The sequence below is a fragment of the Rahnella bruchi genome (assembly GCF_003614975.1).
GTDB classification, from domain to species: domain Bacteria; phylum Pseudomonadota; class Gammaproteobacteria; order Enterobacterales; family Enterobacteriaceae; genus Rahnella; species Rahnella bruchi.
This window is the reverse complement of sequence record NZ_QZWI01000001.1, coordinates 1-20,196: the sequence shown is the minus strand read 5'-3', so window position 1 is coordinate 20,196 and position 20,196 is coordinate 1. Positions and strand designations below refer to the sequence as shown.

16 protein-coding genes and 1 pseudogene are annotated in these 20,196 nt (G+C 46.1%); 14 read left to right on the top strand and 3 right to left on the bottom strand.

The genetic code is table 11. The features are described 5' to 3' along the window. Positions 1–19: 19 nt before the first annotated feature. Positions 20–1,438 (bottom strand): aminotransferase-like domain-containing protein, encoded by a 1,419-nt coding sequence (locus D5398_RS00085; protein ID WP_120505819.1) that lies wholly within the window; start codon positions 1,436–1,438, stop codon positions 20–22. A gap of 168 nt (positions 1,439–1,606) precedes the next feature. On the opposite strand from D5398_RS00085, the gene D5398_RS00080 reads away from it, so the two are divergent. Further along, entirely contained in the window at positions 1,607–1,879 is a 273-nt protein-coding gene (locus D5398_RS00080; RefSeq protein WP_120505818.1) for a DUF1127 domain-containing protein, read from the top strand. A gap of 146 nt (positions 1,880–2,025) precedes the next feature. On the opposite strand, the gene metG is transcribed toward D5398_RS00080, so the two are convergent. Next, positions 2,026–4,215, bottom strand: coding sequence for a methionine--tRNA ligase (gene metG / locus D5398_RS00075; RefSeq protein WP_279634993.1), 2,190 nt, complete (start codon positions 4,213–4,215; stop codon positions 2,026–2,028). Between metG and apbC the strand changes: the two genes are divergently transcribed. The 4 genes from apbC (at position 4,209) to asmA (ending at position 8,624) form a co-directional block, all read left to right on the top strand. Continuing rightward, a complete protein-coding gene (apbC, locus tag D5398_RS00070; protein ID WP_120505817.1) occupies positions 4,209–5,321 on the top strand; it encodes an iron-sulfur cluster carrier protein ApbC in 1,113 nt (370 codons plus the stop codon). The two genes, metG and apbC, sit on opposite strands and share 7 nt — an antisense overlap. Positions 5,322–5,466: 145 nt before the next feature. Continuing rightward, on the top strand, positions 5,467–6,108 hold the full coding sequence (udk, locus tag D5398_RS00065) for a uridine kinase (protein ID WP_120506638.1): 642 nt from the start codon (positions 5,467–5,469) through the stop codon (positions 6,106–6,108). A 37-nt stretch (positions 6,109–6,145) separates the two neighbouring features. Next, positions 6,146–6,727 (top strand): dCTP deaminase, encoded by a 582-nt coding sequence (gene dcd / locus D5398_RS00060; protein ID WP_104922419.1) that lies wholly within the window; start codon positions 6,146–6,148, stop codon positions 6,725–6,727. A 43-nt stretch (positions 6,728–6,770) separates the two neighbouring features. After that, positions 6,771–8,624: an outer membrane assembly protein AsmA gene (gene asmA / locus D5398_RS00055; protein ID WP_120505816.1), complete on the top strand. Its 1,854-nt coding sequence runs from the start codon at positions 6,771–6,773 to the stop codon at positions 8,622–8,624. 102 nt (positions 8,625–8,726) lie between these two features. Here asmA and D5398_RS00050 read toward each other — a convergent pair whose 3' ends face one another. Beyond that, positions 8,727–10,316, bottom strand: a complete 1,590-nt coding sequence (locus D5398_RS00050; protein WP_120505815.1) for a TerC family protein — start codon at positions 10,314–10,316, stop codon at positions 8,727–8,729. 460 nt (positions 10,317–10,776) lie between these two features. Between D5398_RS00050 and galU the strand changes: the two genes are divergently transcribed. The 9 genes and pseudogenes from galU to D5398_RS25515 all read left to right on the top strand — a co-directional run. Next, entirely contained in the window at positions 10,777–11,664 is an 888-nt protein-coding gene (galU, locus tag D5398_RS00045; protein WP_120505814.1) for a UTP--glucose-1-phosphate uridylyltransferase GalU, read from the top strand. Positions 11,665–12,656: 992 nt separating this feature from the next. After that, positions 12,657–13,694, top strand: coding sequence for a UDP-N-acetylglucosamine--undecaprenyl-phosphate N-acetylglucosaminephosphotransferase (gene wecA, locus D5398_RS00040; RefSeq protein ID WP_120505813.1), 1,038 nt, complete (start codon positions 12,657–12,659; stop codon positions 13,692–13,694). A 55-nt stretch (positions 13,695–13,749) separates the two neighbouring features. Next, positions 13,750–14,835, top strand: coding sequence for a dTDP-glucose 4,6-dehydratase (rfbB, locus tag D5398_RS00035; RefSeq protein WP_120505812.1), 1,086 nt, complete (start codon positions 13,750–13,752; stop codon positions 14,833–14,835). Further along, positions 14,835–15,734 (top strand): dTDP-4-dehydrorhamnose reductase, encoded by a 900-nt coding sequence (gene rfbD / locus D5398_RS00030; protein WP_120505811.1) that lies wholly within the window; start codon positions 14,835–14,837, stop codon positions 15,732–15,734. The genes rfbB and rfbD overlap by 1 nt, the downstream gene beginning before the upstream one ends. Before the next feature lie 44 nt (positions 15,735–15,778). Next, positions 15,779–16,657, top strand: coding sequence for a glucose-1-phosphate thymidylyltransferase RfbA (gene rfbA / locus D5398_RS00025; RefSeq protein ID WP_120505810.1), 879 nt, complete (start codon positions 15,779–15,781; stop codon positions 16,655–16,657). A gap of 3 nt (positions 16,658–16,660) precedes the next feature. Next, a complete protein-coding gene (gene rfbC, locus D5398_RS00020) occupies positions 16,661–17,212 on the top strand; it encodes a dTDP-4-dehydrorhamnose 3,5-epimerase (protein ID WP_120505809.1) in 552 nt (183 codons plus the stop codon). Positions 17,213–17,219: 7 nt separating this feature from the next. Continuing rightward, positions 17,220–18,470 (top strand): flippase, encoded by a 1,251-nt coding sequence (locus tag D5398_RS00015; protein WP_120505808.1) that lies wholly within the window; start codon positions 17,220–17,222, stop codon positions 18,468–18,470. Continuing rightward, positions 18,457–19,368 (top strand): glycosyltransferase family 2 protein, encoded by a 912-nt coding sequence (locus D5398_RS00010; protein WP_120505807.1) that lies wholly within the window; start codon positions 18,457–18,459, stop codon positions 19,366–19,368. Before D5398_RS00015 ends, D5398_RS00010 begins: the two co-directional genes overlap by 14 nt. Before the next feature lie 442 nt (positions 19,369–19,810). Further along, a pseudogene (locus D5398_RS25515) lies at positions 19,811–20,196 on the top strand (glycosyltransferase); the annotation flags it as partial.

The following is a 20,196-nucleotide window of genomic DNA, read 5'->3' as shown; positions in this document are numbered from 1 at the left end:
AGTCTCTCCGGATGGGCGTTTAGCAATTTTCCAGCATCTGTGAAATGGTCACGCCAACCTGCTGGACGGCGCGTTCGGTTTTCGCCGTCAGCGACTGGGCGTAGTTGATGCGCAGACAGTTGCGGTATTTGCCTGATGCAGAGAATATCGAACCTATGGCAATTTGCACTAAATGTTCTTCCAGCAACCGGTTCAGACGTTGTGTATCCACGCGTTCGTCGAGTTCAATCCACAGCAGAAAGCCTCCCTGCGGGCGGCTGACGCGCGTACCGCACGGGAAATATTTCATTACCCAGTCAGTCATGATGCACAGGTTTCGCTGGTACTGATTTCGCATCCGGCGCATATGTTGCAGGTAATGCCCCTGTTTGATGAAGTCCGCGATAGCGATTTGCGGCAGCGTGGCGGAAGCGCCAGTGGTGATGTATTTCATGTGCAGGGCGCGGTCATGATAACGGCCCGGTGCAATCCATCCCACGCGTAAACCGGGTGCCAGCGTTTTGGAAAACGAACTGCACAACAGCACACGGCCATCTTCATCGAACGAGGTAATAGTGGCCGGGCGCGGATACTGATACGCCAGTTCGCCATAAACATCATCTTCGATAATCGCGATATCGTAGCGTTGCGCCAGACGCAGCAGACTTTTCTTGCGGTCATCCGGCATGTTGTAACCGAGCGGATTATTGCAGTTGGGCGTCAGCTGTATGGCTTTGACCGGCCACTGTTCCAGCGCCATTTCGAGGGCTTCCAGGCTGATGCCGGTAACGGGATCGGTCGGAATTTCCAGCGCTTTCATGCCAAAGCCTTTCAGCGTTTGCATCGCACCATGAAAACTGGGGGAATCCACCGCCACAATATCCCCTTGTTCGCAAACGGAACGGATCGCGATAGACAGCGCCTCATGGCAGCCGGTCGTGATCAGAATATTGCTGGCATCCATGTGACTGCCGCTGTCGATCATCAGGCGGGCGATTTGCTCGCGTAAATCCTCTGAACCGTAAATGCTGTCGTAATGAAACGCGCTGAGATTCTGATGCTGCCCTGCGCGCCCCATCAGACGGCTGAGTGGTTTGAGCGTGGCGGCGGTCACATCCGGCGAGCCACGACCCAGCTGCACCACGCCGGGACGGTGCGGGGAAGTGATCAGCTCAAGCACCTGATCCCACTGGGAGATATCCACCGGACGCTGCGTTGGGCGGCATACTGCCGGAAGGGCCGCCTGAATGCGCGCATCTTTCACGAAGTAACCCGATTTTGGCCTCGCCTCTACCAGCTGTTTTTCTTCCAGCACGCGATACGCCTGCTGAACCGTGCTGACGCTGACGCCGTGTTCACTGCTTAAAACCCGTACCGAGGGTAGACGAATACCCGCCGGATACAGCCCTTGTTCAATACGGTCACTCAACACATTTGCCAGATTTTCGTAACGATTCATTATCTTTTCCTCAACGCCTGCGCAAAGAAAGCAGTACAGATGGACACAATCTAACGCTGAATCTGTCATCAGATCCAGATCTGTATGGTTGAAATACAAAAAAACTGAATCTGTAATGTTTTACCCGTTTGTAAGATCCTGATGTCAGGTCGTCAACGGGAGCAGAATATGAAAAATATCATTGAAGAACGGCAGTTTGCCGGTTGTGAGACAAGGGTTAACGCAGAAATCGAAATGCCTGAGCGGGCAGTACAGATGCAGGTACAAAAGGGCGGTTGGTTAAAACAGATTTACGCAGGGGTGTACAGCTGGAATGAGCGCCGTGTCAGCCGCAAAATTTTGCATTCGCTCAGTGCAGATCAGTTGAAAGATATCGGGCTGGCGAAATCGGATATCGACAGAGAGTATCCACGCAGCGTATGGCCGAACTGGCCGAAATGATTTTACTCCCTCCCCTGCGAAGGGGAGGGTTGGGGTGGGGTATTAAGGTCAAAAAAAATAAGCTGAAGTTTTCTCCAACTCTTTATTTTGTCTGTAAAACCCCCTCCCAACCTCCCCCTTCGCAGGGGGAGGAGCAGTCATGAGTTTTACTTCACCTGCATACCAGGCTGTGCGCCGGAATCCGGGCTGAGCAGGAAGATGTCTTTTCCGCCAGGTCCCGCCGCCATCACCATCCCTTCAGAGATGCCGAAGCGCATTTTACGCGGTGCGAGGTTAGCGACCATGATTGTCAGGCGGCCTTCCAGCGCTTTCGGATCAGGATACGCTGAGCGGATGCCGGAGAAAATCTGACGGGTTTCACCGCCCAGATCCAGTTGCAGGCGCAACAGTTTATCCGAACCTTCCACAAAATCAGCGCTTTTGATCAGCGCGATACGCATATCCACTTTGGCGAAATCATCAAAAGTGATGGTTTCCTGAATCGGGGAGTCAGCCAGCGGACCGGTAGCCGGTGCTTTTGCAGCCGCAATGTCTTCTTTCGATGCATCAACCATCGCGGTCACTTTATCCAGTTCGATACGGTTAAACAGCGCTTTGAAAGGATTCACCTGATGCGACAGCAGCGGTTGGGCAATAGTGTCCCAGTCCAGAGTGGTATTCAGGAACGCTTCGGTGCGCTCTGTCAGCGAAGGCAGCACCGGCTTAAGATAGGTCATCAGTACGCGGAACAGGTTGATGCCCATTGAGCAGATGGCCTGCAGATCGGCGTCGCGGCCTTCCTGTTTCGCCACAACCCACGGAGCCTGTTCGTCAACATAACGGTTAGCCAGGTCAGCCAGCGCCATGATTTCACGAATTGCGCGGCCTGATTCACGGCTGTCATACGCCTGAGCGATGCTTTCTGCGGCATCGGTGAACGTTTTATACAGCGCTTCATCGGCCAGTTTGTCAGCCAGTTTGCCGTCAAAACGTTTGGCGATAAAACCGGCATTACGCGAAGCCAGGTTTACCACTTTATTCACGATGTCGGCATTAACGCGCTGCACGAAATCTTCCAGGTTCAGGTCGATATCGTCGATGCGTGAAGACAACTTCGCGGTGTAGTAGTAACGCAGGCAATCCGCATCCAGATGGTTCAGATAGGTGCTGGCCTTGATGAACGTACCGCGCGATTTGGACATCTTCGCGCCATTGACGGTGACATAACCGTGCACGAACAGGTTGGTTGGCTTGCGGAAACCGCTGCCTTCCAGCATGGCCGGCCAGAACAGACTGTGGAAATAAACGATGTCTTTACCGATGAAGTGATACAGCTCGGTAGTGGAATCCTTTTTCCAGAACTCGTCGAAGTTCAGGTCGCTGCGGCGGTCACACAGGTTTTTGAATGAACCCATGTAGCCGATTGGTGCGTCCAGCCAGACGTAGAAATACTTGCCTGGTGCATCAGGAATTTCAAAGCCGAAATACGGAGCATCGCGGGAGATATCCCACTGTTGCAAACCGTGCTCGAACCACTCCTGCATTTTGTTCGCTACCTGTTCCTGCAATGCGCCTGAACGGGTCCATGCCTGTAACATCGCGCTGAACTCAGGCAGATCAAAGAAGTAGTGCTCGGAATCACGCAGCACCGGCGTGGCACCTGAGACCACAGATTTCGGGTCGATCAGTTCAGTCGGGCTGTAGGTAGCGCCACAGACTTCGCAGTTATCACCGTATTGATCGGGTGATTTACATTTCGGGCAGGTGCCTTTGACGAAACGATCAGGCAGGAACATGCCTTTCTCCGGATCGTACAGCTGAGAAATGGTGCGGTTCTTGATGAAGCCATTTTCTTTCAGACGACCATAAATCAGCTCGGACAGCTCACGGTTTTCGTCGCTGTGCGTGGAGTGATAATTGTCGTAGCTGATACCGAAGCCGGCGAAATCTTTCTGATGCTCCTGGCTCATTTCGGCAATCATCTCTTCCGGCTTGATACCGAGCTGCTGCGCTTTGAGCATGATCGGTGTGCCGTGCGCATCGTCCGCACAGATGAAATGCACTTCATTGCCGCGCATTCGCTGGTAACGGACCCAGACGTCAGCCTGGATGTGCTCGAGCATGTGACCGAGATGGATGGATCCGTTGGCGTACGGAAGTGCACAGGTTACCAAAATTTTTTTCGCGACTTGAGCCATAGTAAGAGCTTGCTTTCTGTAGTTGAAATCAGGGGCATTGATGTTAACCGAAAGCGCCTCCCCGCGTAAACAAACGGGGGGATCTCCTTGCGTGTGTTCTGTTATGCTTATGTATAGATAAATAGTCTGATAACCAGTTTCAAGGAGCCGGGATGACATCTCAATCCCCACAGCAGACCACACCCGCAGGGCTGCGCGCACTAGTGACCGGCGTACTGGCCACCTTCCGCCATTCCACATTACAAAAAGATTTGCCCGCCATTAAAGCATTGCATCACTGCGTGCTGATGGACGATGTTTTACATATTGACCTGACGCTGCCGTTTGCCTGGAACAGTGGTTTCGATGTGCTCAAGGATGAAACCAGCGGAGAATTGCTGCGGGTCACCGGCGCTTCGGCTATTCAGTGGAATCTGCGTCACGATATCGCCACCCTGAAACGCGCGAACGATCAGCCGGGTATTAAAGGTGTGCGCAATATTCTGGCTGTCAGCTCGGGTAAAGGCGGGGTAGGGAAGTCGACTACCGCCGTGAATCTGGCGCTGGCATTGGCCGCTGAGGGTGGAAAGGTCGGTATTCTCGATGCCGATATTTACGGCCCGTCCGTGCCAAATATGCTGGGCACTGAAGAAGAGCGTCCGACATCGCCGGATGGCGTACATATGTCGCCGATTATGGCGCACGGACTGGCGACCAACTCCATCGGTTATCTGGTCACCGATGAAAATGCGATGGTGTGGCGCGGTCCGATGGCCAGTAAAGCGCTGATGCAGATGCTTTCGGACACCCTGTGGCCAGACCTCGATTATCTGGTCATCGACCTTCCGCCGGGCACCGGTGATATTCAGCTGACGTTGTCGCAGAATATTCCGGTAACAGCCGCAGTGGTGGTGACGACGCCACAGGACATCGCGCTGCTGGATGCCATGAAGGGCATTGTCATGTTTGAAAAAGTCCATGTGCCGGTACTGGGCATTGTCGAAAACATGAGTATGCACGTATGCAGTAATTGCGGACATCATGAACCGATTTTCGGCACCGGAGGCGCACAGCGTCTGGCCGAGAAATACCGTTGCGAACTGCTGGCTCAATTGCCGCTGCATATTTCGCTGCGGGAAGATTTAGATCGCGGTGAACCGACAGTTGTCTCTAATCCGGACAGTGAATTCACTGTCATTTATCGGGAACTGGCGGCAAAAATTGCATCACAATTGTTCTGGAGGGGGGACGCTATCCCGACAGAAATTGCATTCCGGGCCGTTTAATCTCCCAACTCCGCGATTTATTGCCTGATGTCAGCGATTACACCGCCTTAACGCTGGCATCAGGTAGTGCTTGTACTTATAATTGGCGCGTTCAAAGCACATGTCTGTGCTTGCCTTCCAACTTCCAAATCAGGTCTTTAATTTTATGTCTGACAAATTCCATCAGTGTGTCATCGTGGGTATCGCTGGCGCATCTGCTTCGGGAAAAAGCCTCATCGCCAGTACGTTATACCGTGAACTTCGTGATCAGGTCGGTGATGAGCACATCGGGGTAATCCCGGAAGATTGCTACTATAAAGACCAAAGCCACATGACCATGGAAGAGCGGGTCAAAACCAACTACGACCATCCAAGTGCGATGGATCACAATTTACTTTTCCAGCATTTGCAGGCAATGAAGTCAGGCCAGGCGATTGAATTGCCGAGCTACAGCTTCATTGAACATACCCGTCTGGCTGAAACCGTGACGCTTAAGCCGAAGAAAGTGATCATTCTGGAAGGGATCCTTCTTCTGACTGACGTGCGTCTGCGCCAGGAAATGAATTTCTCCATCTTCGTCGATACACCGCTGGATATCTGTCTGATGCGCCGCATGAAGCGTGACGTCAACGAACGTGGCCGTTCAATGGATTCTGTGATGGCGCAATATCAGAAGACAGTCCGTCCGATGTTCCTGCAATTTATCGAACCATCAAAACAATACGCAGACATCATTGTGCCGCGCGGCGGCAAAAACCGGATTGCGATTGATATTCTCAAGGCGAAAATCAGTCAGTTCTTCAATTAATCGCGGAACAATCCGTAAAAACCATACCGGAGATACGATGAGACTTTGCGACCGAGATATAGAAGCCTGGCTCGACAGCGGCAAACTGGGCATTTCACCCCGTCCGCCGGTTGAACGGATTAACGGTGCGACGGTAGATGTGCGTCTGGGTAACGGTTTTCGCGTTTTCCTCGGCCATAACGCCGGTTATATCGACCTGAGTGGCCCGAAGGATGAAGTCAGCGCCGCGCTGGATAAAGTGATGAGTGATGAGATTGTTTTGCCGGAAGGCGAAGCATTTTTCCTGCATCCTGGCGAACTGGCGCTGGCAGTGACGTTTGAGTCTGTGACCATTCCTGATGATTTAGTCGGCTGGCTGGACGGACGTTCTTCACTGGCGCGTCTCGGGTTGATGGTGCATGTCACCGCACATCGTATCGATCCGGGCTGGAAGGGGCGAATCGTTCTCGAGTTCTATAATTCAGGTAAGCTCCCGCTGGCACTTCGTCCGGGAATGCTGATTGGTGCGCTGAGCTTCGAGCCGTTGTCCGGTTCCGCTGCACGCCCTTATAACAGCCGTCAGGATGCGAAATACCGCGACCAGCAAAGCGCAATTGCCAGTCGTATTGATAAAGACTGATTCTGTTTTTTATCCGCGTAACGGATAAAAACGTGAGGAAGGCATGAGAAGACTACTGACAACACTGGTGATCCTACTGGTGGTTATCATTGCCGGCATGACTTCGCTGGTATTTCTGATCAACCCGAATGATTTTCGCCAGTACATGGTGGAACGGGTTGAGGTGAAAAGCGGATATCAGCTGGCCATCAACGGCTCGTTGCGCTGGCACGTCTGGCCACAGCTGAGCATTATTGCCGGTCAGACGTCGCTCACCGCGCCGGGTGCTAACGTGCCGGTTGTCAGTGCCGAAAACATGCGGCTGGACGTCAAACTCTGGCCTCTTATTTCTCATCAGCTGGCGGTAAAGCAGGTACTGCTGAAAAACGCCGTAATACGTTTGACGCCAGAAACTGAAGAGAGCCAGCCGGATGCGCCGGTTGCGCCTTCTACGCCAACGCCAGTCGCGCCGGGAGCCTCTGAACTTGAGGCGGGCTGGAAGTTTGATATCGATAAAGTCAGCATTGCTGACAGTCTGCTTATCTGGCAGCGCGGCGATGACGAACAGATAAATGTGCGTGATATCAATATGGAAATTGATAAAAACGACAACCGTCAGGCTACCATTCAACTTTCGAGCCGTATAAACCGCAATCAGCGTGACCTGGCATTCACAATGAATGCCGAAGTGGATATGCAGCATTATCCGCAGGCTGTTTCGGCCAATATCAGTAAATTTACTTATCAGCTGAGCGGCGCTGACATTCCGGTTAAAGGCGTTGAGGGTACGGGGTCGATGCAGGCCAGCTATCAGCGTGATAATGATTCACTGGCGCTCACTCAGCTGGCGCTGACGGCAAATGATAATCAGATTTCTGGTACTGCGTCTGCCACGATGGGCGATGATATCGGTAATTATCAGCTCAATTTAAACGCTGACAAACTCGATCTGGATGCGCTTTCGGGCTGGCAGCCTAAAACTGACGAGCAGGCGGCTCAGAGTATTCAGTCAATCACTTCCGCTCCGGTTATTGCGCGTGATGTTGATGAGCAGCCGAACGGTTTGAGTAATTTGCAGACATTCAACGCCCATCTGGCATTGAAAGTGGCTGACTTAACCTATCGCGGGATGAAGATCCAAAATCTGGCACTGAATGCCGATAACCGGCAGGGCAAAGTCACGCTGCCGACCTTCAGTGGCAATCTCGGTGCGGGACGTTTTTCTCTGCCTGGCGATATGGATGTCACCGGTAAAAGCATTCAGGTTCACATGACGCCGGATGTTAAGAATATTGAACTGGCCGACCTGCTCACGGCTTACGGATTGCCGAAAGCGCTGACCGGCAGCTTCTCTATGAAAGGAGATATGAGCGGAAAAGGGCTGTCGGCTGAAGATTTCGCACATAACTGGCATGGCAATGCTCAGCTTGCGATGACTAACGCACATCTTAACGGTCTCAATATCCAGCAGCTGATCCAGCAGGCAGTCAGTCGTAATACCGGTAACGTTCAGGGACTTGATAAATATGAGCATTACAGCCAGATAGATACGCTGAAAGCGCAGGGGCAGCTGGAAAATGGCACGCTGAAACTTAATGATCTGGAAGGTCAGTCGCCAATGGTTTATGCAAAAGGTGATGGCTTGGTTGATCTCGCCGGAGAGAAGGTTGACATGAATTTGTTGGTCCGTGTCACCGGCGGCTGGAAGGGCGACAGTAATTTGATTAACACGCTGAAAACCACGGAGATCCCGCTGCGCGTTTACGGGCCGTGGGCGCAACTGGGTTATCAGTTACAGGTTGATCAAATTCTGCGCCGGACACTGGAACAAAGTGCCCGCAGCGCTATCCAGAACTGGGTAGATAAACGTAAAGACAGCAAAGAAAAAGAAGATGTGCAGAAGTTATTGAATAAATAATCCTTCTGTACCTCAATGTGTACTGCTCAATAAAAACGGGACGCCTCATCAGCGTCCCGTTTTTGTTTTCATCAAAACTTCAACTGTAAGCCGGAAGGCAGATTACACTTCGTAATCATCATCCATTTCAGTTTTAAGCGGCGTGATTTTTACCTTCAGAATGCGGTGGCTGCTGACCTCAAGAGGCTCAAACAAATAGTCATCAATGTGAATTTGGGCACCGACCTGCGGAATGCTCTGAGTATGTTCCATCAGTAAACCCGCCAGCGTGTGGTATTCCCGCCTCTCATCAACCGGCAGGGCGATGTACATCACCAGATCCTCCAGCGGCATATAACCATTGGCAATCCAGGTACCGTCTTCCTGCTGGGAAATATCATGGCGCGCATCCGGCGTTTCATCTGATTCCGGCAGATTACCGGCGATAGTTTCCATCACGTCAGTCAGGGTCACAATGCCCTCAACCGAACCGAATTCATCAACGACAAAGGCAAAATGAGTTTTGGCCAGGCGGAACTGTTCAAGTGCCATCAGCAGGGAAAGCTGCTCCGGGAAAATCAACGGCTGTCGGATCAGCGCCTTAAGGTCTAACTCATTTTGCAAAAGCTGTTGTTTAAGCAAATCGACGACATGCACCACGCCTAACGGCTCATCGGTAGAGCTGTCTTCAGTCACCAGAATGCGCGTGTGCTGATTTTCGGCTATTTGCTGTTTGAGCAATTCAATCGGGTCATTGAGTTCAAGATTATCGACGTCGTGGCGGGAGGTCATCACGCTGCTGACGGTACGTTGTCCGAGCCCCAGTACACGCTCAATCATATGGCGTTCTTGCTGGTTGAAGATGGCATCTTCTTCGCCCGCACTGTCAGCAATCATATTAGAGGAATGTGCATCCAGTTCGGCTTCTTCATGTTTGCCACGAAGAACGCGTAAAACAGTCTCTGCAGTGCGTTCACGTAAAGAGCGACGTGAGGACAAAAAGCGCTTACGGTTGAACTGCGCCAGCTGATTCAGCCCTTCGATAATGACGGAGAAGCCGATTGCGGCGTACAAATATCCTTTCGGGATTGCATAACCAAAGCCTTCAGCCACCAGGCTGAAACCAATCATCAGCAGGAAACTAAGACACAGGATGACGATTGTCGGATGCGCGTTGACGAAACGGGTCAGGGGTTTACTGGCCAGCAACATCAGACCGATAGCAATACAAACAGCAGCCATCATGACGGCAAGGTGATCAACCATACCCACGGCAGTAATCACCGAGTCGAGAGAAAATACCGCATCCAGCACGACTATCTGCGCGACAACAGGCCAGAATCTGGCGCCACGTTGCTGCTGGCTTTGCTCCTCATCCTTACCTTCAAGGCGTTCATTCAACTCCATCGTTGCTTTGAACAAGAGGAATATCCCGCCGACGAGCATAATCATGTCACGCGCGCTAAACGGGTGACCCAGCACCGTAATGAGCGGGCGGATGAGCGTCGATAACCATGAAATAGAAGCCAGAAGCAGCAAACGCATGATGAGCGCCAGCATAAGTCCGGTGACGCGAGCCTTATCACGTTGGCTGCGCGGAAGTTTCTCCGCCAGAATGGCGATAAAGATGAGATTGTCTATCCCCAGAACAATTTCGAGAATTACCAGGGTAGCCAGCCCGGCCCAAATCGACGGATCGGCGATCCATTCCATATAGCGTTTTCACCTTTAGTTACGCGGCGTTTGCCGCACGTTGAATAATGGGCGTCAGGAGATGAAATTTCAAATCTAAAACAGTGAGGTAGATAAAACCGTGCGGAGGGGCAGCGCTGATCCGGGGCAATGTTTACCGGAAAGACACGGATGTTTTCGAAAGCAGCAATTTATGATTATAAAATCGCCGAATAGGTTTAACATTCCTAAAAAGAGGTCTTTACCTTACCGTTTCGTGTTGCTTACTGGTATCGTAATCAAATACAGACAATCGTACTGGAGTCCTAAAGTCAGCAGTTTGGTCTCCCTAAACTAAATGACAGGGACTATACTCAGGGAAGAAATATCGTAGCGGGAAATAATTTGTATTTACAATTTCAGTCCGGTGAATTCCCTGACATGTTTGAATTCTAACTGACTGGATTTACACACCAATAGGTTTCAAGGAGTATCCTTTACAATGTTAAAAGCTGTTATCCCTGTTGCCGGTCTGGGCACACGTATGTTGCCAGCGACGAAAGCCATTCCAAAAGAAATGCTGCCTATCGTCGATAAGCCTTTGATCCAGTACATCGTTAACGAATGTGCTGCAGCGGGCATCAAAGAAATCATTCTGGTCACGCATTCTTCCAAAAATGCGATTGAAAACCACTTCGATACTTCGTTCGAACTGGAAAGCATGCTGGAGTCTCGCGTTAAGCGCCAGTTGCTGGAAGAAGTGCAGTCTATCTGTCCGAAAGGCGTGACCATCATGAACGTGCGTCAGGGCCAGTCAAAAGGTCTGGGTCACGCTGTTCTGTGCGCAAAACCTCTGATCGGCAATTCGCCGTTCGCGGTTATTCTGCCTGACGTTTTAATGGATGATTCCACCAGCGATCTGCGTAAAGATAACCTTGCTGCGATGCTTCGTCGTTTCCAGGATACAGGCAACAGCCAGGTTATGGTTGAAGAAGTGCCGGAAAAAGACGTTTCAAAATACGGTATCGTTAACTGCAACGGTGTGGAAGTTGAGCCGGGCGAAAGCGCACCAATGACTGCTATCGTCGAAAAACCCGATCTGAAAGATGCACCTTCCAACCTCGCGGTTGTGGGTCGTTATGTTCTTTCCGAAGCGATCTGGCCGCTGCTGGCAGTGACACCATACGGTGCTGGCAACGAAATCCAGCTGACCGATGCCATCGCAATGCTGATGAAAAAGCAAACCGTAGAAGCGTTCTCTATGACCGGTCGTTCACATGACTGTGGCGACAAGCTCGGTTACATGAAAGCCTTCGTAGAATACGGTATTCGCCATAACTCACAGGGTGAGGCGTTCAAGGCGTGGCTGAAAGAGTTTGCTGAAGAGTAATTCTTGAATCAGCTCTAAAAAAGCACCTGCTATGGTGCTTTTTTATTTAATAAAAATAGATGGTTACATATTTATCAGCCCTGGAAGCATTCATCAATTCTGGTCGGATTGGCAAATAAAGCCTTTAACGCCATGTCTTAGGACATTTAACCGAGATCTCTAAGCTGTAACCTGGACATGCAAAGTAATAATGATTATTGCACTTTATCGAATGGTTAAAGTCTGGTTGATATCTAATCATTCAAGGGCATGGATCAGAATTTCACCGATAAAAGTTTAGGATTAATGCTGCGTTGTCATACACATTGCGCTAGGCTATATAACTCAAGATTGCTCGTCGTTTTACATATTAATATTGATTGTTTTAAGAGGGTTAGCCTTAATCAATTTTCAGCTTATTAAAGCGTCGTTGAGTTAGGGTTCAAGGCAAAATTTAACCGTGATGGCTGAGCAAGTTACAAGCTAGCGTGGCTGTTTTTTGGTCTAACCATCAGCATCAGGCGCATTTTTGAAGTTTTTCGGATAATGCAATCTTGTCGGGCACCCTGAATAGGGTAAAAATTCTTTCAGTAAAAACGGCAAGAAGAACGAAATCCTTTAGAAGGACATGCAGTAAGCAAGCCTTCTTGAGTCAGAGATGAGATAAGTGTATTGGTAGCTTCTGAGCCAGGGGCGGTAGCGTGGTCGTTTGTCACAGAGAGTACCAGATGCCTCAGTGAAGGCCATAAAATAGTGACGATTACTACCGGCGCTTATCAGTAAACTCAGCTTCGAATAGATATTCTTTGAAAGTGAAACTGCTCATGAATGTTATTTATCAAATGGTAATCAATAACAAGTCAGGGAAATATAAAATTAAAATGAAGTACAATTCAAAGGAAATGAAATATGACCGTTATAAAGAGTGCCGGTTAATTACAGAACAACATTAACATGTCACTTGTAAAATGAATTAGCAGTCTTTATATCAATTTATAGAATATGGTGCAGTCATGCAAGAATATATTATAATATTTTTCAGTGCTTTAGCTTCGTTATTTATTGCACGTAAGGTTGCGCGACGGGTGGGTTTGGTTGATAAGCCAAATGCAAGAAAACACCATAATGGTCATATTCCGCTGGTTGGCGGTGTATCAATCTACATTTCTATTTGGGTTATTTATTTCTTACAACCGGCATGGTTTCCTGATTTCTATTACTACATTACGTCGGTGAGTTTACTTCTTTTCGTTGGTGTACTGGATGACAGATATGATTTGCCAGTGACTCCGCGCATCGTATTACAGGCATTTGTAGCGATAGTTATGATGGTTAGCGGACTACATCTATCCTCATTAGGTGATATTTTCCTGGGTTATGCAGTGGGACTGGGCATCCTCGGTTATGTAATTACTATCTTTGCAGTTATGTGTGCAATCAATGCTTTTAATATGGTTGACGGTATTGATGGTTTATTAGGTGCGTTATCTTGCGTTAGTTTTGCTTCTTTAGGCATTGCTTTTAGTTTGCATGGAAAAAATGAACTTGCTCAATGGTGCTATTGTTTAACAATTGCCTGCATTCCATATATTCTTCTCAATCTGGGAATTCCCTGGGGAAGAAAGTTCAAAGTATTCATGGGTGATGCCGGAAGTACCTTGATTGGTTTTACGGTGATCTGGTTGATCATTCTAGCAACACAGGGTGCATCAGCGATATTACACCCAGTGACTGCATTATGGATTATTGCGGTGCCACTGATGGATATGATTCGGGTGATGGTTTCCAGAGTCCGCAGGGGAGATAGTCCTTTTAAACCCGATCGTGAGCACTTGCACCACATTCTATTAAAATATGGGTTTAGGCATTCAACTGCGTTGACTATTGTATTGGCTATAGCAACTTCATTTTCTTTGATTGGGATTGTTGCAGATGTGAAAAATTACAATCAGTTAGCAGTACTAGGTTTATTTATTCTGTGTTTTGCAGGGTTTGTGTTGTTCATTAATAAACTCGCCAGAATAGGTGCGCTTAAAGAAAATAATTGCTAAGCCAAAGTGGCAGATGTTTAATTTAAGATAATAATTATTAACGAGAAACTTTGAAATGAAAATTTTAGTTACTGGTGGTGCTGGTTTTATAGGCTCTGCGGTTGTTCGTCATATCATCAATAATACTAATGATAGCATTATCAATGTTGATAAACTTACTTACGCGGGGAACCTTGAATCAGTCGAGATAGTATCTAAAAGCGAACGCTACGCTTTTGTTCAGGCTGATATTTGCGATCAAAGAACTCTTAGTCAAATTTTTACAACGCATCAACCTGATGCAGTAATGCATCTCGCGGCAGAAAGTCACGTTGATCGTTCTATTACTGGTCCTGCTGATTTCATCGAGACTAATATTGTAGGGACTTATACACTGCTGGAAGCCACTCGGGCGTATTGGTCGCAATTGAGTCAGGAAAGAAAAGATGTTTTCCGCTTTCATCATATTTCTACCGATGAAGTCTATGGTGATTTGCCCCATCCTGATGAGTGGCAAAGCCAGAAGGCACTTCCTCTGTTCACAGAAAAGACGCCTTATGCGCCAAGTAGTCCCTATTCCGCATCTAAAGCCTCAAGCGACCACCTTGTTCGTGCGTGGCAGCGAACGTACGGCCTTCCTTGTATTGTGACTAACTGTTCAAACAACTATGGTCCGTTCCATTTTCCTGAAAAACTCATACCTTTAGTAATCCTAAATGCTCTGGAAGGTAAAAATCTGCCGATTTACGGTAAGGGCGATCAGATCCGTGACTGGTTGTACGTTGAGGATCATGCACGCGCGCTATATACCGTCGTCACCGAAGGTGTTATTGGTGAGACCTATAATATTGGCGGACACAATGAGAAGAAAAATCTTGATGTAGTGCTAACCATTTGCGATTTGCTTGATGAGATCCTTCCAAAGGACGTTTCCTATCGTGAACAAATCACTTATGTTGCCGACCGCCCTGGACATGATCGTCGTTATGCCATAGATGCTGATAAAATTAATCAGGAATTAAACTGGAAACCACTGGAAACGTTTGAAAGTGGTATTCGTAAAACAGTTCAATGGTATTTAGATAATCAAAAGTGGGTTGATAACATCAAAAGTGGTGCATATAAATCGTGGGTCGAGCAGAATTATGGAGATCGTAAATAATGGTTATACTTCTGTTTGGCAAAACGGGTCAGGTTGGTTGGGAATTACAGAGGGCATTAGCTCCTTTGGGCAATGTGATAGCACTGGATGTTCGCTCTAAAGAATATTGTGGAGATTTTAGTAACCCAGAAGGTGTGGCTGAAACGGTTCGTCGTATCAAACCTGATGTGATCGTTAATGCCGCAGCGCACACCGCTGTTGATAAAGCTGAATCAGAACGAGATTTTGCACAATTATTAAATGCAACGAGTGTGGAAGCTATCGCAAAAGAGGCTGCTACCCTTGGTGCATGGTTAGTTCATTATTCCACAGATTATGTCTTCCCAGGGAATGGCGTCAATCCATGGAATGAGGATGATGCAACCGGCCCGCTGAATACTTATGGCGAGACCAAACTAGCCGGTGAACTTGCCGTACAGAAGCATTGCCCAAAACATTTGATTTTTCGTACAAGTTGGGTTTATGCAGGCAAAGGTAATAACTTCGCAAAAACAATGCTTCGTCTTGCGAAAGATCGCGAAGAACTCTCAGTCATCAATGATCAGTTTGGCGCGCCAACGGGTGCCGAGCTGCTTGCAGATTGTACCGCTCATGCCATCAGAACAGCGCTTTGTAAGCCTGAAGTTGCGGGGCTCTACCATCTGGTCGCTTCCGGAACAACAACCTGGTTTGACTATGCTAATCTGGTCTTCACTGAAGCGCAGAATAATTCATTTGAGCTGGCATTAAAGAAAACGCATCCTGTTGCAACAAGTGCCTATCCAACACCCGCGCGGCGTCCAAATAATTCCAGGCTTGATAATCGCAAATTCCAGGACACCTTTGATTTAACTTTGCCATCATGGGATATCGGGGTTAAGCGTATGCTTGCAGAATTATTTACCCCGTCAGGTCTCTAATATTTTCAGGTTACTCTCAGGCAGCATTAAAAAGAGATTTTAATATGGCTACTCGCAAAGGCATTATTCTTGCAGGCGGATCTGGTACTCGCCTTTATCCTGTAACTATGGCAGTCAGTAAGCAATTGCTGCCGATCTATGATAAACCGATGATCTACTACCCTCTAAGCACACTTATGCTGGCCGGGATAAAGGACATTTTAATTATCAGTACGCCTCAGGATACTCCTCGCTTTGAGCAATTACTTGGTGACGGTAAACAATGGGGGCTAAATTTACAGTACAAAGTACAGGCAAGCCCCGATGGCCTGGCTCAGGCTTTTGTTATCGGCGAAGAGTTTATTGGCGATGATGATTGTGCTCTGGTACTGGGCGACAATATTTTCTACGGACATGATCTTCAAAAACAATTAGAAACGGCGGTGGCTAAAGAGTCTGGTGCAACGGTATTTGCATACCATGTTCATGATCCAGAGCGCTACGGTGTTGTGGAGTTTGATAAAGCAGGAGTAGCAATATCATTAGAAGAGAAACCTGTAGAACCTAAAAGTAATTATGCAGTTACGGGTTTATATTTTTATGACAACAGCGTTATCAAAATGGCAAAAGGATTAAAACCGTCTAAGCGTGGCGAGTATGAAATTACCGATATCAATCGTATCTATATGGAAGAAGGCCGACTTCAGGTTGCGATGATGGGAAGGGGCTATGCATGGTTGGATACCGGCACTCATCAGAGTCTTATTGAGGCGAGTAACTTTATTCAAACAATAGAAATGCGACAAGGATTGAAGGTTGCTTGCCCCGAGGAAATAGCTTTTCGCAAAGGTTTCATAACAGCTGAGCAGGTCAGGGTACTAGCCGAACCACTATCAAAAAATAACTATGGTCAGTATTTGCTGAAAATGGTCAAGGGTCATTGATTTATGAACGTCATAAAAACTGAAATTCCAGATGTATTGATTTTCGAACCAAAAGTATTTGGTGATGATCGTGGGTTCTTCTTTGAAAGTTTTAACCAGAAGATATTTGAAGAATCTGTTGGATATAAAGTGAATTTTGTCCAGGACAACCATTCGAAATCTTCTAAGGGTGTTCTCAGAGGGTTGCATTACCAACGTTCACCCCACGCACAAGGAAAACTTGTCCGTTGCGTTCAAGGTGAGGTGTATGACGTAGCCGTTGATATCAGGGAATGCTCCCCGACATTTGGAAAGTGGGTAGGTGTTTATTTATCCGCTGAAAATAAACGTCAACTTTGGATACCTGAAGGTTTTGCCCATGGTTTTTACGCGATAACTGATAATACAGAGTTTTTATATAAAACGACGGATTATTATTCACCTAAAAATGAATCATGCATTGCCTGGGATGACCCATCACTGGCAATAAAATGGCCGTTAGAAAATTCAATACCTGAGTTATCCGCAAAAGACCTCTTAGGTAATAAGTTAGCAGATTTAAACGTAAAATCCTAAGGCAGATATGAGCCTAATCAAACATAGTATATATAACCTGGCTGGTTTTGTTATTCCTACGATTGTAGCAATTCCTAGTTTAGGTATATTGGCTCGAACGCTTGGTACAGAAAATTTTGGTTTATTCACCCTCGCGTTTGCTGTAGTGGGATATGCGAGCATATTCGATGCGGGTCTTACAAGAGCAGTGATTAGGGAAATCTCTATTTTTAGGGATGATGTTGAAGAGAGAAACAATATAATTTCGACTTCAACTATCACTGTAGCAGTCCTTGGATTGTTTGCAGCAATGCTGATATTTTTCTCAGTAGAAAAGATAGGCGCATTCCTTAACGTTTCAAGTAATTTACTTCCCGGATTCGAGAAATCATTTAAGTTATTATCATTAGCAGTACCTATTTTTTTAATAAACCAAATATGGCTCGCTTCGCTGGAGGGAATGGAGCGGTTTGGGAATATTAATATTCAAAGAACCATCACCAGTTCGTGCCTGGCAATTTTCCCAGCCTTATTTGCATATTTTGGGAATGACCTATATTCGGCAATACTAGGGTTACTGATTGGCAGAATAGGGTCGTTAGTAGTAAGTTTTATTTTCTCACGAAAATTGGTAATAGCTGCCGGTCTGCACTTTAATTTTAAAACTATACGGCGCTTAATCATGTTTGGTGGCTGGATAACTGTCAGTAATGTCATTAGTCCAGTTATGGTTTATTTTGATAGGTTTGTGATTTCTCACGTTTTAGGAGCGAGCAAGGTTGCCTTTTACACGGCACCCTCAGAAGCGGTGGCTAGACTTTTAAACATACCAGCAGCGTTATCCAGGGCATTGTTTCCAAAATTAAGCAGTAATACTGCAACAGCGGATAAAAACAAACTAGAGCGAATGAGTTATCTGTTAATGTTCGGTGCCTGTTTGCCTATTGTTATTATTGGTTTTATTTTTGCAAATAAAATCATGATTGTCTGGATGGGACCAGCTTATGCGGGACAACCTGCAACCATTTTGAGAATCCTCTTGATTGGGTTTATATTCAATGCATTAGCACAGATACCCTTTTCTAAAATACAGGCTGCTGGTTATGCCAAAATTACTGCTACTCTTCATTTATGTGAACTGGTTCCATACTTAATCGCTCTCTATTATCTTACTATTCATTTCTCACTAATTGGTACGGCTGTTGCCTGGACCCTAAGAGTTAGTTTAGATTTTTTAGTATTGTACATTCTGTCTAGGAAAAAATATGTCGCACGTTGATATAGCTATGGCTACCTATAATGGGGAGGCTTACATTGAAGAGCAGATATGTTCTATAATAAACCAAACACATAATGACTGGACACTTTATATCAGCGATGATGGCTCATCAGATCTTACAACTAGTATAATAGAAAAGTATGTGTTGCTAGATGCTAGAATAAAGTTGATTAATAAAAGTAAACAAGGCGGGGTTGTAAGGAATTTTAATAAAGCCCTGGAAGCAACAACTGCTGATTATATTATGTTAAGCGATCAGGATGATTTTTGGTACGAGAGTAAAATAGAATTACTGGTGAATAAGATATCTGAAGTAGAAAGTCAATCCAATTCAGCCGTTTTAATATTCAGTGATCTTGAGTTGGTCGACGAGAAGCTTAAGACGATCTCACATAGTTTCTATGAAGCTAATAGAATTAATCCATTAAATAATCTGGATTTTAATAATTTGCTATGGAGTAGTAGTGTTTATGGTTGTAGTACTATCTTCAATAGAAAATTGTTGAATAAATCGCTTCCTTTCCCTTCATCTCTGCCTATGCATGATAATTGGTTAGCATTAAACTCCGCTACTGAATCTGGAATATATTATTATGATATCCAGACGATTAAGTACAGACAGCATGGGAGAAATGTTGTTGGGGGTGGACATAAAAATATATTTGGAAAAATTAAAAACTTCAAGAAATCCTTTATAAATATTTTGATAGCGACCAAAAAGTATAAGAGCATGTTAGAAAGTGCAAAAAAAATCAAAGGAAATGAGTGTTTATTAAATATTTCATTTTCAGGAGTAAAAAAAATATCGTTTTGCTTTAAGAAGATTTTTCCGAAAATAATTTACGGGAATAAAAGAATTCTTACGTTTTGTATGTTTGTGGGAATGCTTTTGAAGTGACAATTTTCGGTAGTAAATCATTACCAAAATTTATGAATCAATATTACTTTTGGAACAACATCTTTATCTGTAATGGATGTTCTTGCTAATCCAGCGTTAAATGATTGGATTGGATGTCATAGTGACTATTATCACCAAACTAATATTATTAAACCTGTGGATGTGCCTAAGATTGAAGTGGGGTATCAAATATTGGATATTATATTTGAGCAAAGTGCTTAACAAATCACAATGGTTTGAATTTAAATATTATTGCGCGCAATCTCGAATATCTAAATAAGGATAGATATTTTTTAGTTATCTAATGTTAGCAGCATTATTTTTAGCAATGATATTAATCATATTGATGGAAATCATGCATTATATTTATCCTCGATCAGTTATTCGGTTTTCGTGTGCTGAGACTTTATGCATTTACATTCAACGAACGACAGTGAGTAATATGGATAGTGCAAAATTAGTTATTTTAAATGCCACATCGCTGGCTTCCAGCGGTGGTTTGACGATACTTGAGCAGTTTATATCTAATGCGTCACTTCAGAAGCAACTGAAATTCCTATGCTTTGTGCCAGATGGCCTGGAATTTCCTACCAGTCAAAATATCGTCTATGTAAAGGTAAAAAAACAATCTTTCCTGATGCGTATCTATTGGGATATGGTAGGCCTTTCTCGTTACATTAATAAGAATAAACTTTCTCCATCAAAAATTATTTCTCTTCAAAATACATCCGTAGTCAGTAAATTTCCACAGATAATATATGTTCATCAATCTATCCCATTTAGCAACATACCTATAAAGTTTAAACTATCGAATTTGAAATTTATTTT

Excerpts from the sequence above, each read along its gene's own strand:
- D5398_RS00085 (WP_120505819.1), bottom strand. The coding sequence starts at position 1,438 with ATGAATCGTTACGAAAATCTGGCAAATGTGTTGAGTGACCGTATTGAA.
- D5398_RS00080 (WP_120505818.1), top strand. The coding sequence starts at position 1,607 with ATGAAAAATATCATTGAAGAACGGCAGTTTGCCGGTTGTGAGACAAGG.
- apbC (WP_120505817.1), top strand. The coding sequence starts at position 4,209 with ATGACATCTCAATCCCCACAGCAGACCACACCCGCAGGGCTGCGCGCA.
- metG (WP_279634993.1), bottom strand. The coding sequence starts at position 4,215 with ATGTCATCCCGGCTCCTTGAAACTGGTTATCAGACTATTTATCTATAC.
- udk (WP_120506638.1), top strand. The coding sequence starts at position 5,467 with ATGTCTGACAAATTCCATCAGTGTGTCATCGTGGGTATCGCTGGCGCA.
- dcd (WP_104922419.1), top strand. The coding sequence starts at position 6,146 with ATGAGACTTTGCGACCGAGATATAGAAGCCTGGCTCGACAGCGGCAAA.
- asmA (WP_120505816.1), top strand. The coding sequence starts at position 6,771 with ATGAGAAGACTACTGACAACACTGGTGATCCTACTGGTGGTTATCATT.
- D5398_RS00050 (WP_120505815.1), bottom strand. The coding sequence starts at position 10,316 with ATGGAATGGATCGCCGATCCGTCGATTTGGGCCGGGCTGGCTACCCTG.
- galU (WP_120505814.1), top strand. The coding sequence starts at position 10,777 with ATGTTAAAAGCTGTTATCCCTGTTGCCGGTCTGGGCACACGTATGTTG.
- wecA (WP_120505813.1), top strand. The coding sequence starts at position 12,657 with ATGCAAGAATATATTATAATATTTTTCAGTGCTTTAGCTTCGTTATTT.
- rfbB (WP_120505812.1), top strand. The coding sequence starts at position 13,750 with ATGAAAATTTTAGTTACTGGTGGTGCTGGTTTTATAGGCTCTGCGGTT.
- rfbD (WP_120505811.1), top strand. The coding sequence starts at position 14,835 with ATGGTTATACTTCTGTTTGGCAAAACGGGTCAGGTTGGTTGGGAATTA.
- rfbA (WP_120505810.1), top strand. The coding sequence starts at position 15,779 with ATGGCTACTCGCAAAGGCATTATTCTTGCAGGCGGATCTGGTACTCGC.
- rfbC (WP_120505809.1), top strand. The coding sequence starts at position 16,661 with ATGAACGTCATAAAAACTGAAATTCCAGATGTATTGATTTTCGAACCA.
- D5398_RS00015 (WP_120505808.1), top strand. The coding sequence starts at position 17,220 with ATGAGCCTAATCAAACATAGTATATATAACCTGGCTGGTTTTGTTATT.
- D5398_RS00010 (WP_120505807.1), top strand. The coding sequence starts at position 18,457 with ATGTCGCACGTTGATATAGCTATGGCTACCTATAATGGGGAGGCTTAC.